Source organism: Microbacterium sp. LjRoot45, assembly GCF_964253325.1.
Lineage (GTDB): Bacteria > Actinomycetota > Actinomycetes > Actinomycetales > Microbacteriaceae > Microbacterium.
The window spans coordinates 2,400,155-2,412,925 of sequence record NZ_CAXUQM020000001.1 but is presented as its reverse complement, the minus strand read 5'-3'; the positions used below and the strand labels follow the sequence as shown (position 1 = coordinate 2,412,925).

The 12,771-nt window shown below is 71.9% G+C and carries 14 protein-coding genes; 8 read left to right on the top strand and 6 right to left on the bottom strand.

What is annotated here, in order from left to right:
* Nucleotides 1-58: 58 nt before the first annotated feature.
* From ACSQ18_RS11500 to ACSQ18_RS11480, 5 genes are all read left to right on the top strand, one after another.
* Nucleotides 59-859, top strand: a complete 801-nt coding sequence (locus ACSQ18_RS11500; RefSeq protein WP_436037488.1) for a methyltransferase domain-containing protein — start codon at nt 59-61, stop codon at nt 857-859.
* 25 nt (nt 860-884) lie between these two features.
* Nucleotides 885-1,421, top strand: coding sequence for an N-acetyltransferase family protein (locus ACSQ18_RS11495; protein ID WP_436037487.1), 537 nt, complete (start codon nt 885-887; stop codon nt 1,419-1,421).
* Between the two features lie 44 nt (nt 1,422-1,465).
* Entirely contained in the window at nt 1,466-1,963 is a 498-nt protein-coding gene (locus ACSQ18_RS11490) for a bifunctional nuclease family protein (RefSeq protein ID WP_301037885.1), read from the top strand.
* An 86-nt stretch (nt 1,964-2,049) separates the two neighbouring features.
* Nucleotides 2,050-3,369: an O-acetylhomoserine aminocarboxypropyltransferase/cysteine synthase family protein gene (locus ACSQ18_RS11485; RefSeq protein WP_436037485.1), complete on the top strand. Its 1,320-nt coding sequence runs from the start codon at nt 2,050-2,052 to the stop codon at nt 3,367-3,369.
* A complete protein-coding gene (locus ACSQ18_RS11480; RefSeq protein WP_436037484.1) occupies nt 3,366-4,682 on the top strand; it encodes an LLM class flavin-dependent oxidoreductase in 1,317 nt (438 codons plus the stop codon). Before ACSQ18_RS11485 ends, ACSQ18_RS11480 begins: the two co-directional genes overlap by 4 nt.
* A 369-nt stretch (nt 4,683-5,051) precedes the next feature.
* Here the strand turns inward: ACSQ18_RS11480 and ACSQ18_RS11475 are convergent, their stop codons facing one another.
* From ACSQ18_RS11475 to ACSQ18_RS11460, 4 genes are all read right to left on the bottom strand, one after another.
* Entirely contained in the window at nt 5,052-5,969 is a 918-nt protein-coding gene (locus ACSQ18_RS11475; RefSeq protein WP_144806053.1) for an ABC transporter substrate-binding protein, read from the bottom strand.
* 67 nt (nt 5,970-6,036) lie between these two features.
* Nucleotides 6,037-6,771, bottom strand: coding sequence for an ABC transporter permease (locus ACSQ18_RS11470; protein WP_436037482.1), 735 nt, complete (start codon nt 6,769-6,771; stop codon nt 6,037-6,039).
* Nucleotides 6,768-7,448: an ABC transporter permease gene (locus tag ACSQ18_RS11465; protein WP_436037480.1), complete on the bottom strand. Its 681-nt coding sequence runs from the start codon at nt 7,446-7,448 to the stop codon at nt 6,768-6,770. Before ACSQ18_RS11465 ends, ACSQ18_RS11470 begins: the two co-directional genes overlap by 4 nt.
* Nucleotides 7,445-8,299 (bottom strand): ABC transporter ATP-binding protein, encoded by an 855-nt coding sequence (locus tag ACSQ18_RS11460; protein WP_436037478.1) that lies wholly within the window; start codon nt 8,297-8,299, stop codon nt 7,445-7,447. The genes ACSQ18_RS11465 and ACSQ18_RS11460 overlap by 4 nt, the downstream gene beginning before the upstream one ends.
* 95 nt (nt 8,300-8,394) lie before the next feature.
* Here ACSQ18_RS11460 and ACSQ18_RS11455 point away from each other — a divergent pair, with 95 nt between their 5' ends.
* Nucleotides 8,395-9,804 carry a dihydrolipoyl dehydrogenase family protein gene (locus tag ACSQ18_RS11455; protein ID WP_436037476.1) on the top strand — a complete coding sequence of 470 codons (1,410 nt, stop codon included), beginning with the start codon at nt 8,395-8,397 and terminating at the stop codon, nt 9,802-9,804.
* 7 nt (nt 9,805-9,811) lie between these two features.
* On the opposite strand, the gene ACSQ18_RS11450 is transcribed toward ACSQ18_RS11455, so the two are convergent.
* The gene (locus tag ACSQ18_RS11450; RefSeq protein ID WP_144806048.1) at nt 9,812-10,180 is read right to left on the bottom strand and encodes an HNH endonuclease signature motif containing protein; all 369 of its coding nucleotides are present in this window, start codon (nt 10,178-10,180) and stop codon (nt 9,812-9,814) included.
* A gap of 31 nt (nt 10,181-10,211) precedes the next feature.
* Nucleotides 10,212-10,913 (bottom strand): TetR/AcrR family transcriptional regulator, encoded by a 702-nt coding sequence (locus ACSQ18_RS11445; protein ID WP_436037474.1) that lies wholly within the window; start codon nt 10,911-10,913, stop codon nt 10,212-10,214.
* Between the two features lie 93 nt (nt 10,914-11,006).
* On the opposite strand from ACSQ18_RS11445, the gene ACSQ18_RS11440 reads away from it, so the two are divergent.
* Nucleotides 11,007-11,660: a DUF4386 domain-containing protein gene (locus tag ACSQ18_RS11440; RefSeq protein ID WP_436037472.1), complete on the top strand. Its 654-nt coding sequence runs from the start codon at nt 11,007-11,009 to the stop codon at nt 11,658-11,660.
* Nucleotide 11,661: 1 nt separating this feature from the next.
* Nucleotides 11,662-12,741 carry a DNA glycosylase AlkZ-like family protein gene (locus tag ACSQ18_RS11435; RefSeq protein ID WP_436037470.1) on the top strand — a complete coding sequence of 360 codons (1,080 nt, stop codon included), beginning with the start codon at nt 11,662-11,664 and terminating at the stop codon, nt 12,739-12,741.
* Nucleotides 12,742-12,771 lie beyond the last annotated feature (30 nt).

Sequence of the window (12,771 nt, the reverse complement as noted above, 5' to 3'; positions counted from 1 at the left end):
TGCGGCCGCCGGCGTCACATGGCGTCGGCGGCCCCTCACCGTCGGCGATGATGGGGAAATGGCCGACGACTACACCCACGGGCACCACGAGAGCGTGCTGCGCGTGCACCGGAAGCGCACGGTGGGCAACTCCGCCGCGTACCTCCTGCCCGAACTCCGACCCGGCAGCCGCGTGCTCGACGTAGGCGCCGGGCCCGGCACGATCAGCACCGATCTCGCGGCCATCGTCGCGCCGGGCCCCGTGCACGCGGTAGACGCCTCGGCCGACGTCGTCGCGCACGCCGAAGCGGATCGGGTCGAGCTGGGCATCGAGAACCTCTCGTACGCCGTCGACGACGCGTACGCGCTCTCGTCGGAAGATGGCGCATGGGACGTCGTCCACGCCCACCAGGTGCTGCAGCACCTCGCGCGGCCCGTCGACGCGCTCCGCGAGTTCCGCCGCGTCGTCGCACCCGGCGGTGTCGTCGCGGTGCGCGACGTCGACTACGAGGGCACCATCTGGTGGCCCCGGGTCCCCGGCCTCGACGAATGGCGAGAGGTGTATCTCTCCGCCCACCGGGGCACGAGCGGCGACCCGTCGGCGGGGCGGCAGCTGAAGTCGTGGGCGCGGGCGGCGGGCTTCACGGACGTGCGGTCGTCGGCATCCGTCTGGCTCTTCGAGTCGCCCGAGGCGCGGGAGTGGTGGGGCGGCGCGTGGGCGGAACGGGCGCTCCACTCCTCGTTCGCCGACAACGTGCTGCGGCTCGGCATCGCCGATCGCGATGCGCTGGAGCGGATCAGCGCCGGGTGGCTCGAATGGGCGGCGGCAGAGGACGGCTGGCTGCTCATGCCGCACGGCGAGGTGCTCGCGCGCGACTGAGGCGTCGACCCGGTACGCTCGCGGCGTGACTCCACCCGCCGCGCCCGCTCCTTCGTCCGCTCTGCCCGACGGCGCCGTGCTCCGTGAGGCCCGGCCGGGCGACGAGCCCGGCATCCTGGCGCTCATCCACGCGCTCGCCGTCTACGAGCGGGAACCGGATGCCGTCGAGAACACGGCCGACGATCTGCGTCGCAGCCTGTTCGGCTCCCACCCGCAGGTCTACGCCCACGTCGTGGAGCGAGACGGCGCGATCCTCGGCATCGCCGTGTGGTTCGTCACGTACTCGACCTGGACCGGCCGCCACGGGATCTGGCTCGAAGACCTGTACGTCGACGAGGCCCATCGCGGCGCGGGCTACGGCAAGGCGCTCATGCGCGCGCTCGCCGGGGTGTGCGTCGCCCGGGGCTACAGCCGCTTCGAGTGGACGGTGCTGGACTGGAACGCGCCGTCGATCGCGTTCTACCGTGCGATCGGCGCCGAAGCGCAGGACGAGTGGACCACGCAGCGTCTCTCGGGTGCGGCCCTCGAGGCGCTCGTAGGGGAGGCTTCGGCGGAGGGCTGACGTCGGCGGCTTCGACTGCCTACGATGGCGGCAGACGATCGGAGGTGACCGTGGTCGAAGTGCGCGTGGCCGGTGTCGCCCTCGACGGTGCGGGGCAGCATGTCATCCTCCTCACGCCGATGGACGACGCCCAGGGCGATGGCCGCGTCCTGCCCATCTGGATCGGGGCGCAGGAGGCGACGTCGATCCTCATCGCGGTCGAGGGCGCCCAGGCGCCGCGGCCCCTCGCGCACGACCTCATGCGCGCGATGCTCGCCGAGACCGACACGGTCGTCGACCGCGTCGAGGTGACGCGCATCGAGGACGGCACGTTCTACGCCGAGATCACCCTCCTCACCCCCGGCGGGCCGCGGATCGTCGATGCCCGCCCGTCGGATGCCGTGGCCCTCGCGTCGCGGACGGGCGCGTCGGTGTTCGTCGCCGATGACGTGCTGGCCGAGGCCGGGGTGCCGGGCACGATCGTCGAGGGCGGCGAGGAGCAGCAGGTCGAGGAGTTCCAGCGATTCCTCGACGATGTCGACCCCGACGACTTCCGCGGCTGAGCGTACCGACGTAACACGGCGACACCGCGAGTAGGCGGCGCGGCCCCTCCCGGCGCAAGATGGCTGTCGGCAAGGAGGGACACGTCATGGGCCGCAGGGGATTCACTACGAGGCAGGTCCACGAGCGCGGGCGCGCCGGGGCATCCTCTCCGCGGGCGACCCCGATCTACCTCACGGCGGGCTTCAGCTTCGACGAGTACGGCGATGCGGCCTCGCACTTCGGTGCGGGCGAGGGCTACGCGTACACCCGCATCGGTAACCCGACGATCGACGCCGTCGAGGGCGCGTTGGCTGCCCTGGAGGGCGGCTCGCAGGCCCTGCTCCTGGCGAGCGGCCAGGCCGCCACGTCGGTCGCGCTGCTGAGCCTCGCCGCCGCCGGCGACCACATCGTCGTCTCGAACCACATCTACGAGGGCAGTCGCGGACTGATCCTCGACAACCTCTCCCGGTTCGGGATCGAGGCCGACTTCGTCGACGACATCGGCGACCCCGCAGCGTGGGAGGCGGCGATCCGGCCCGAGACGAAGGCGCTGTTCGCCGAGTCGATCTCCAACGCCACCAACCGCATCCTCGACATCGCCGCCGTCTCCGCGGTCGGGCGACGTCACGGCATCCCGCTCGTCGTCGACAACACCTTCGCCACCCCCTACCTGCTGCGACCGATCGAGCACGGCGCGGACGTCGTCGTGCACTCGGCCAGCAAGTTCCTCTCGGGCCAGGGAACCGTCATCGGCGGGGCGATCGTGGACAGCGGCCGGTTCGACGCGGCGCGATCGGGAGCGAAGTTCCCGCACCTCGTGGCGCCCGGTCGAGGCGGCACGGCCAGCCTGGTGGAGCGCACCGGGGGCGACGCGCGCATCGCCTACGCCCGCGAGAGCGTCGCACCGCGCCTGGGTCCCACCCCCTCGCCGCTCAACGCCTTCTTCATCGGGCAGGGCATCGAGACGCTGAGCCTGCGGGTGGACCGCCAGTCGGCGAACGCCCTCGCGGTGGCGACGTGGCTCGCCACGCACCCCGCGGTCGCCTCGGTGGACTACGCGGGCCTCCCTTCGCACCCCGATCACGCCCTGGCATCCGAGCTCCTGCCGGACGGATACGGGTCGGTCTTCACGTTCACGGTGGCGGGGGATGCCGGTGATGCGCGCCGTGTCGTCGAAGCGCTCGACGTGTTCACCCACATGACGCACCTCGGCGATGTCCGCTCGCTCGTGCTCCATCCCGCCTCGACGAGCCACACGCACCTCACCGAGGCGGAGCGTCTCGCGCTCGGTGTCTTCCCTGGCACGCTGCGCCTGTCCATCGGCATCGAGGATGTCGATGATCTCATCGACGACCTCGGGCGGGCGCTGGCGGCCGGGGCAGCGTCCGTCGCTCCCGCCGTCGCCCGCGCGGAGGTCTCGGCATGAGCCGGCCGCAGCACTTCGGCTGGTTCCTCGCGCGCGGTTTCGGGCCGCACGGGTGGGGGCATCCCTACCTCGACTGGGACTGGCGGTGGACATCGCCCGACCTGTATCAGCAGTCGGCGCGGGAGCTGGAGCAGGCGGGCTTCGACTTCGTGCTCATCGAAGACGCCCCCTCGCTCGGATCCCCCGCCACGCTCGACACACGCGTCCGTCACGCGTTCGGCGGGCCCAAGCACGACCCCCTCCTGCTGGCGCCGTACCTGTTCCAGGCGACGCGGCACCTCGGCGTCATCCCGACCGTGAACCCCGCGGCGTACCTGCCGTACACCGCGGCGAGGCAGTTCGCGAGTCTCCAGCACCTGAGCGGCCACCGCCTCGGGCTCAACGTCGTCACCGACACCGGCAGCGCCCGGCACTTCGGCGACGCACCGCAGCTCGGGCACGACGCCGCCTACGACCGCGCCGAGGAGTGGCTCGCCGGCATCCGCTCGCTCTGGCGCAGCTGGGGCGAGGGCGCCCTCGTGGCCGATCCGATCTCGGGCGTATACGCCGACGGCACGCGGTTGGATGCCGTCCGCCACCGCGGCGAGTACTACGCGTTCGACGGTCCGCTCAACGCCGTGCCGTTCGAGCACGGCGAGCCCGTCATCGCGTCACCCGGGGGATCGGGTCGCGGCCTCGCGTTCGCCGGTGCGAACTCCGACGTGCAGCTGGCGCTCGCCCCGCTCACCGAGACGAGCATCCGCGAGTACCGCGCGCGCATCCATGCGGCCGCCGTCGAGCGCGGACGCCGTCCCGAGGACATCACGATCCTCTTCGCGATCCAGCCCACGCTCGTCGCCAGCGCGGAGGAGGCAGACCGGTTGGTGGCGGCCGCAGCGCACCCCGACGACGCCGCGCTGAAGCGCATCGCCCAGCGTCAGTCGAGCGATCTGGAGACCGACCTCACCGCGCTCGACCTCGACGCACCGCTCGACCCCGCCATCTTCGGCGACCACGTCTCGCAGGGCAGCATCCGACGACTCACCGGCGACCGCGATGTCGCGACGACGCCCCTGCGGGAGCATCTGACGGCGCTCGCGCGCCTCGGGCGCATCTCCGACCGTTCGGGCTTCGTCGGCACGGCCGAGGAATTCGCCGACCTCATCGAGGAACTCGGTGAGTGGGGCAACGACGGGGTGCTGCTGTGGGGCGACCTGCACCCCGTGACCGTCCACCGCACCCTCGACGAGCTGGTGCCCGTGTTGCGACGCCGTGGCATCCTGCGGCGCGAGCAGATCGACGGCGGCCTGCACGCGACGCTGCGCGCCTTCTGATTCGGGGGGCGTTTCGTCTCGTCGCTGCGCTCCTCGCTCAACGACCGGGGCGGGGCCGGTTGTGGGTGGGGCCGGGCGTTTCGTCTCGTCGCTGCGCTCCTCGCTCAACGACCGGGGCGGGGCGGTTGTGGGTGGGGCCGGGCGTTTCGTCTCGTCGCTGCGCTCCTCGCTCAACGACCGGGGGGTGGTTGTGGGTGGGGCTGGGCGTTTCGTCTCGTCGCTGCGCTCCTCGCTCAACGACCGGGGGGGTGGTTGTGGGTGGGGCTGGGCGTTTCGTCTCGTCGCTGCGCTCCTCGCTCAACGACCGGGGGGGCGGGGGACGGCGAACGCCCCCGGAGAGTGTCCGGGGGCGTTCGCGGTGACGGGGTGTCAGTCGAGGCCGTTGGCGGCGAGCCAGTCGGTCGCGATGTCGGCCGAAGAACGCTTGTCCTCGGTGGACTCGACGTTCAGGGCGACGAGGCCCTCGGGCGTGAGGGCGGCGCTGATCGGGTTGATGACGTCGGCGATCTCGTCGGCGATCGACTCGCTCACGAGCGGGACGACGTTGGATGCCAGGAACAGGCCCTTCGGGTCGGCGAGGGTGACGAGGTCGTTCGTCTGGATGCGCGGGTCGGCGCTGTAGACGTTGGCGACCTGGATGTTGCCCGCGACGAGCTCGTCGACGGTCGTGTCGGCGGTCGCGGAGAACGCGACGTCGACGCCGTAGACCGACTTCAGGCCCTTCGGACCGTACGGGCGCTCCTCGAGCTCGGGTGCGCCGCCGAGGGTGAGGTCGGCGATGCCGGCGAGGTCGCCGATCTCGGTGAGGTTGTTCTCGGCGGCGAACTCGGCCGTGACGTTGTAGGAGTCCTGGTCGGTGGCCGACGACTGGTCGAGCACGGTCAAGCCCTCGGGCAGTGCGTCGGCGAGGGCCGCGTAGACATCCTCGGATGCCGTGGCGGTGGTCGCCTCGTCGAAGAACTGCAGGAGGTTGCCCGTGTACTCGGGGATCAGCTGGACGCTGCCGTCTTCGAGCGACGGGATGTAGATGTCGCGCTGGCCGAGCTGGAACTTGCGCTCCACCGTGAAGCCGGCGTTCTCGAGGGCCTGGGCGTAGATCTCGGCGATGATCTCGTTCGAGTAGTACGCCTGCGAGCCGACGACGATGGTCGACGGCTCACCGGATGCCGGCGGGGTGTTGCTGCTGTCGCCGCCGAGCGGGTCGGAGGTGGCGCAGCCGGCGAGGGCGAGGGCGGCCACCGTTGCCAGGCCGAGGGTGGCGGCGAGGCGGGTGCGGATGCGGGTCATGGTGCGGACCTTTCTGGATGGTGTGCAGATCTCGGAGTGAGCGGTGCTGTGGTGCGGGAGAGGCGTCTCAGCCGGGGGCGTCGGCGACCTTGTGTGGACGGAGGTAGGGCGTGCGGCCCTCGACGCCGCGGGGCAGCGCGACCCCGCGGGGGACGACGAGCCGCTGCAGGAGGGCGAAGAGGCCGTCGAGGGCGAGGGCGAGCGCGACGACGATGAGCGAGGCGCCGAGCACCTGGTCGAAGCGGTTGAGCTGGATGCCCTGCAGGAAGTAGAAGCCGAGCCCGCCGAGTCCGGCGTACGCGGCGATGGTGACGGTGGCCACCACCTGCAGCGTGGCCGAACGGAGCCCGCCCATGAGGAGGGGGAGGCCGAGGGGCACCTCGATCTTCCACAGCACCTGCCACGGCGTCATGCCGACGGCCCGCCCCGCATCGATCACGGACCGGTCGATCGCCTCGAAGCCGGCGTAGGCCCCGGCGAGGATCGACGGGATGGCGAGCAGCACGAACGACACGACGGCCGCCTCGGTCTTGTGTACGACGCCGATGAGGAGCACCAGCAGCAGGAGGAGGCCGAGCGACGGGAGCGCGCGGGCGGCGCCGGAGAGGGCGACGGCGATCTCGCGCCCACGACCGGTGTGGCCGATGAGCCAGCCGAGCGGGATGGCGATGAGGGCGGCGATGAGCACGGAGCCGAACGTGAAGGCGAGGTGCTGCCAGATCGCGAGGGGCAGGGGCACCGAGGAGCCGGTGAGGCGGTCGGGCGAGAAGATCCACGCGAACGCGTCGAGGAAGAGGTTCATGCGGTGGCCTCCGCGAGCACTCGGCGGGAGACCGCGCGCGACTCGCGCCGTCGCGGCTGCCACGGCATCAGCACGCGTCCGAGCACGACGAGCAGCAGGTCGATGATGAGGGCCACCGCCACGACGGCCACGACGCCGGAGAGCACCTCTTCGACGATGCGCCGCTGGTATCCGTTGGTGAACAGGTAGCCGAGGTTCTGCACGCCGATGAGGATGCCGACGGTCGCCAGCGAGATCGTCGAGGTGGCCGTCACTCGGAGGCCCGCGAGGAGCACGGGTCCGGACAGCGGGAAGTCGACCGCCCAGAAACGACGCCACGGGCCGTAGCCCACCGCGACGGCCGACGCGCGGACGGCGGGATCGATCGAGTCGAGCCCGTCGGTGACCGACCGCGTCATGATCGCGACGCCGTAGACCGTGAGGGCGATGATGAGGTTCACCTCGGAGAGGAACGGGATGCCGAAGGCCCCGAGCAGGCCGAAGAGCCCGAGCGACGGGATCGTGTAGAGGAGGCCGATCGTCGTCAGCGCGGCTCCGCGGAAGGGCGTGTAGCGCCAGGCGGCCCAGCCGAGGGGCACGGCGATGAGGAAGGACAGCACGATCGGGATCACGCTGTGACGGAGGTGGTCGAGCGTGAGGCCGCCGATGAGGTCGAGGTTGTCGAGGATCCAGGTCACGCGGGACCTCCCTCGCTTCCCTCGCTGCCGGCGTCGTCGTTCACGAGCACGCCCTGCGTGCGCCCCACGGCGTCGACGAGCACCGTGCCGCGCGGGGTGGCCTTGGTGCGCAGCGCGCGACTGCCGCGATCGACCCCGACGAATTCGGCGACGAAGTCGCTCGCAGGATTCTCGATGATCTCGTCGGGGCTGCCGACCTGCGCGATCCGCGCGCCCTTCTCGAGGATCACGACCTGGTCGCCCAGCAGGAACGCCTCGTCGATGTCGTGCGTGACGAACACCACTGTCTTGTCGAGGTCGCGTTGGAGGCGCCGCGTCTCGGCCTGCAGCTCCTTGCGCACGATCGGATCGACGGCCCCGAAAGGCTCGTCCATGAGGAGGATGTTCGGGTCGGCGGCGAGGCCGCGCGCCACCCCGACCCGCTGCTGCTGGCCGCCGGAGAGCTGCCGGGGGTACCGATCGGCCAGGCGCCGATCGAGACCGACGATGTCGAGGAGCTCGAGCGCACGCTCTCGTGCCTGCCGCTTGGGAGTGCCGGTGAGGACCGGGACCGTGGCGACATTGTCAGCGACGGTGAAGTGCGGGAGGAGCCCGGAGTTCTGCAGCACGTAGCCGATGCCTCGGCGCAGCTGCACGGGATCGCGGTCGCGGATGCTCTCGCCGTCGATCGTGATGTCGCCGTCGGTGGGCTCGACGAGACGGTTGATCATGCGCAGCAGTGTCGTCTTGCCACAGCCGGACGACCCGACGAACACCGTCGTCTTGTGCGCCGGGATGACGAGGCTGAAGTCGTCAACGGCGGTCGTGCCGTCAGGAAATCGCTTCGTGACGGCGCGGAACTCAATCGACATTTCGCCTCCGGGTCGGTCTGTTCACCCAATCACACCCCAACGACATCGGCGAAGGGGGTGGCACACAGCGTCACACTTCCGGTAAGCGTGGTCGAGTGGATGCCGAAGAGTACGACCTGATCGTTATCGGAGCCGGCCCCGTCGGCGAGAACGTCGCCGACCGCGCCGTGCAGGGAGGCCTGAGCGCCGTCATCGTCGAGAGCGAGCTCGTCGGCGGCGAATGCTCCTACTGGGCGTGCATGCCGTCGAAAGCCCTGCTGCGGGCGGGAGCGGCGCTGCGCGCGGCGCGGAGCGCGCCGGGCGCGGCGGAGGCGGTGACCGGCGGCGTCGACGTCGCGGCGGTGCTGCGACGTCGCGACGAGATCGTGCACGAGTGGGACGACAGCGGCCAGGTGTCGTGGCTGGAGGGTGCCGGGATCGCCCTCGTCCGCGGACACGCACGCCTCTCGGGCGTGAAAGAGGTCGAGGTGGACGACCGGCGGTTGCGGGCGCGGCACGCCGTCGCCGTCTGCACCGGTTCCGCCTCGCTCCTGCCCGACGTTCCCGGACTGGCGGATGCCGGGCTGTGGACGAGCCGCGAGGCCACCGGGGTGCGGGACGTTCCGGCATCCCTCGTCGTGATCGGCGGCGGCGTCGTCGCCGTCGAGATGGCCACCGCGTTCGCGTCGTTCGGGACAAAGGTCACGGTGCTCTCTCGGTCTGCCCTACTGCGCGGCATGGAGACGTTCGTGGGCGACCGTGTCGCGGCGGGGCTGCGCGCCTCGGGCGTCGATCTGCACCTCGGCGTGGACATCTCCCGGGTCGACCGCGCCGACGGCGGCGAGGTCGTCGTGACGCTGACGGACGGGTCGGAGGTGCGGGCCGCGGAAGGGCTCGTCGCCACCGGGCGCGTGCCGCGCACGACCGATCTGGGACTCGAGTCGGTCGGGCTCGAGCCCGGCGCGTGGCTGGACGTCGACGACACCCTCCGCGTGCGCGGTCACGACTGGCTGTACGCCGTCGGTGACGTGAACCATCGCGTGCTGCTCACCCACCAGGGGAAGTACCAGGCGCGGGCGGCGGGCGACGTGATCGCGGCCCGGGCGCGTGGCGGCGATGTCGACGACGCGCCGTGGGGCGCGCACGCGGCGACCGCCGATCACCGTGCGGTGCCGCAGGTCGTCTTCAGTGAACCGGAGGCTGCGGCCGTCGGTCTCACGGAGGCCCAGGCGCGCGAGGCCGGCATCCCGGTGCGGGTGCTCGACTACGACCTCTCCTGGGTGGCCGGGGCGAGCACGTATGCACAGGACTACGCGGGCACGGCGCGCGCCGTCGTCGACGAGGAGCGCGGCGTGCTCGTGGGCGCGACGTTCGTCGGGCCCGACGTCGCCGAGATGCTCCACGCCGCCACGGTCGCGATCGTGGGGGAGGTGCCGATCTCCCGACTGTGGCACGCGGTGCCGGCCTACCCGACGGTCAGCGAGGTCTGGCTGCGCTGGCTGGAGGCGTACGGCCGCCCGGAGTGAGTCTCCGTCAAGCCGGAGGCCCGGACGCGGCTCGCAGGCTCGCGGCGATGCCGTACCAGGCCACGAGGAAGGCGGGCTCGTCGAGGCGCCGCCGCCGCATCCACACGGTGACCTCCTCGTTGCTCTTGCTGGCGTTGCACGAGCGGCACGCGGGGACCACGTTGTCGAGCGTGTAGCGCCCGCCGCGCGAGATCGGCAGCACGCAGTCCTTCTGGAGCGCCACCCCGTCGGCGCCGCAGTAGGCGCACCGTGCCCACGCCTCGAGGATGCCGAACCACTCGGCATCCGTCAGGTCGCTGCCCGACGCCGCCACCCGGCGTGCGCGGCGGCGCGATGCGCGAGCGCGCCGACTCTGCGACGGCCTGGGCGTACTCATGCCCCGACCGTAGCGCCGGCCGATCGGCGGCTCACGTCGACGCGCGCGGGACGCCGGAACGCCACCCCGCCGCGTGCAGACGCTCGACGGCGTCCAGGAGCAGGTCGAGCGTGAAGTCGAACTCGGCGTCGGCGACGCACGCCCCGGACGGATGCCGGGAGGCCGCATCCGCAGCGACCGCCGCCACGTGGGGGTAGCGCTCCGCCATCGCCCGCCGCGTCTCGGCATCCGGGGTTGCGGTCTCGGGGTCGGGTCCGCCCGTCGGGGCGGTGAACGCCTCCGGCGAGAACCCCCAGATGCGGCTCCCGAGGGCGTGCATCGCGTGGTGGACGAGGTCGGCCGACAGGCCGGAGCGGAAGAGGTCGCCGGCAACGGCATCCATGTGGGCGAGCACCGTCGGGGTGGGGGAGGTCGCGGCCTCGATGGCACCGCGGAGCCACGGATGCCGCCCCACGGCCGCTCGCGCCGCGGCGATGCGCGCCGTGATGCTGTCGCGGGCTCCGAGATCGGCGGCGGGGGCGGCGAAACCGGCCACGACGGCGTCGATCATGCCCGCGACGAGGTCGTCCTTGTCGGCGACGTGCTTGTAGAGGGCCATGGGCACCACCCCGAGCCGGGTCGCGAGGCCGCGCATGCTGAGTGCCGCGAGCCCGTCGGCATCGGCGGCGTCGATCGCCGCCGCGATGACGCGCGCGCGATCCAGCGGGATGCGGGCGGTCGCGGGTGCGGGCATGGGTCCATTGTCGGGCACTTGCTGAAGTGTACGCCGTACACCTACGATGTCGACAGAGGTGTACGCCGTACACCACCGACTCGGAGGACTTCCATGACCGATCGCCGCCTCGCGCGCACTGCCGGCATCCTGTACCTGCTCACGTTCGCTACCTCCATCCCGGCGCTCGCCCTCAAGAGTCCTGTCCTCGCCGGATCGACCGCCGCCGACGCCGCGATACTGGCGCGCGCGGGGGCGCTGCTGGAGGTCGTCCTCGCGCTGGCCTGCGTCGGGACGGCGGTCGCTTTCTTCCCCCTGCTGCGCCGCGCGGTTCCCGCGCTCGCGGTCGGCTTCGTCGCCTCGCGCGTGCTGGAGGCGGGACTCGTGTTCCTCGGGATCGCCGCCGTCCTGGTGGTCGTCACGACGGGCGACCCCTCTGCCGTCGCCCTCCACGACGCGGCCTTCCTCCTCGGGCCGGGGCTCCTCCCGGCCGTCAACGCGCTGCTCCTGGGCGCCGCCCTGCTCCGCACGCGGCTCGTCCCGCGCCTCATCCCCATCGTCGGACTGATCGGGGCGCCGCTGCTCCTCGTGTCGGCCGGCGCGACGCTGCTCGGCGTGCTCGACCAGGTCTCCCCTCTCGCCGCGCTGCTCGCGCTGCCGATCGCGGTGTGGGAGTTCGCGCTGGGGGTGTGGCTCACGGTGCGTGCCGTGCCCGGAACGCCGCGTCGCTCCCCGTCGCGGCGTCGGGGGGCGCCGGTACTGTCGTGACATGCACCGCCTCTCGAAAGACGATGCGCGCAGACTCGCCGTGCGCGCGCAGCTGCTCGACGCGCAGCGCCCGGGAGACGTCGTCGAGGTGGCCGAGCAGCTCGGGTCGCTCAAGATCGACCCGACCGCGACCATCGCGCCCGCCGAGCAGACGATCCCCTGGACCCGGATCGGCTGGTCGTACGAGCCGGGTCAGCTGAGCAAGTCCGTCGAGCAGGACCGGTTGCTCTTCGAGCACGACGGGCACTTCCACGCGGCAAGCCTCATGCCGGCGATGGTGGCGCGGATGCGGGGGCGGGTCTTCCGCGCGCAGGCCACGGAGTGGCTCGCCGCCAATGCGCGCTTCCGCGCCGATGTGCTGGCGAAGCTGCGCGCCGACGGGCCCCTGCTGGCCTCGGAGATCGCCGATTCCAGTCAGGTCGCGCACAAGGACGAGGCGGGCTGGTACGGCTCCAATCAGGTGCCGCGCATGCTGGAGCTCCTGTCCTACGTGGGCGAGGTCGGCATCGTGCGGCGGGAGGGGCGCCAGCGGGTGTGGGACATCGGCGAGCGCGTCTACCCCGCCGACCTCCCGGTGCCGTCGTACGAGGAGGCCGGCCACCTGCTCGAGGCGCGGCGGCTGCAGGCGGCGGGCATCGCGAAGCGGAAGTCGCCGTGGACGCCCGTCGGGGATGCCGGGGAGCCGGCGACCGTCGAGGGCAGCACCTGGGCGTGGCGGGTCGATCCTGCGGCCGTCGCGTCGCTCGACGACGACCCCGGCGGACGCGTCGCGATCCTGAACCCGTACGACGGGATGCTGTTCGACCGGCCGCGCCTCCGAGAGCTCTTCGAGTTCGACTATGTGCTGGAGCAGTTCAAGCCCGCCTCGCAGCGGAAGTTCGGCTACTTCGCGCACCCGATCCTGCTCGGCGACCGCTTCGTGGGTCAGCTCGACGCGCAGCTGGACAAGAAGAAGGAGACGCTCGTGGTCTCCGCCGTCCACGAGATGACGCCACTGGATGACGAGGAGGTCGAGATGATCCGGTCCGAGATCCTCGACCTGGGGGAGTGGTTGGGCGTTCCCGTCGTCGGTCTGCGCTGAGCCGACTCGCTGAGCCCTCTCCCCGGCCCG

What these genes read in the sequence shown, in the direction of transcription:
- ACSQ18_RS11500 (WP_436037488.1), top strand. Translation starts at nt 59, where the DNA reads ATGGCCGACGACTACACCCACGGGCACCACGAGAGCGTGCTGCGCGTG.
- ACSQ18_RS11480 (WP_436037484.1), top strand. Translation starts at nt 3,366, where the DNA reads ATGAGCCGGCCGCAGCACTTCGGCTGGTTCCTCGCGCGCGGTTTCGGG.
- ACSQ18_RS11445 (WP_436037474.1), bottom strand. Translation starts at nt 10,913, where the DNA reads ATGCCCGCACCCGCGACCGCCCGCATCCCGCTGGATCGCGCGCGCGTC.
- ACSQ18_RS11485 (WP_436037485.1), top strand. Translation starts at nt 2,050, where the DNA reads ATGGGCCGCAGGGGATTCACTACGAGGCAGGTCCACGAGCGCGGGCGC.
- ACSQ18_RS11435 (WP_436037470.1), top strand. Translation starts at nt 11,662, where the DNA reads ATGCACCGCCTCTCGAAAGACGATGCGCGCAGACTCGCCGTGCGCGCG.
- ACSQ18_RS11470 (WP_436037482.1), bottom strand. Translation starts at nt 6,771, where the DNA reads ATGAACCTCTTCCTCGACGCGTTCGCGTGGATCTTCTCGCCCGACCGC.
- ACSQ18_RS11475 (WP_144806053.1), bottom strand. Translation starts at nt 5,969, where the DNA reads ATGACCCGCATCCGCACCCGCCTCGCCGCCACCCTCGGCCTGGCAACG.
- ACSQ18_RS11450 (WP_144806048.1), bottom strand. Translation starts at nt 10,180, where the DNA reads ATGAGTACGCCCAGGCCGTCGCAGAGTCGGCGCGCTCGCGCATCGCGC.
- ACSQ18_RS11440 (WP_436037472.1), top strand. Translation starts at nt 11,007, where the DNA reads ATGACCGATCGCCGCCTCGCGCGCACTGCCGGCATCCTGTACCTGCTC.
- ACSQ18_RS11460 (WP_436037478.1), bottom strand. Translation starts at nt 8,299, where the DNA reads ATGTCGATTGAGTTCCGCGCCGTCACGAAGCGATTTCCTGACGGCACG.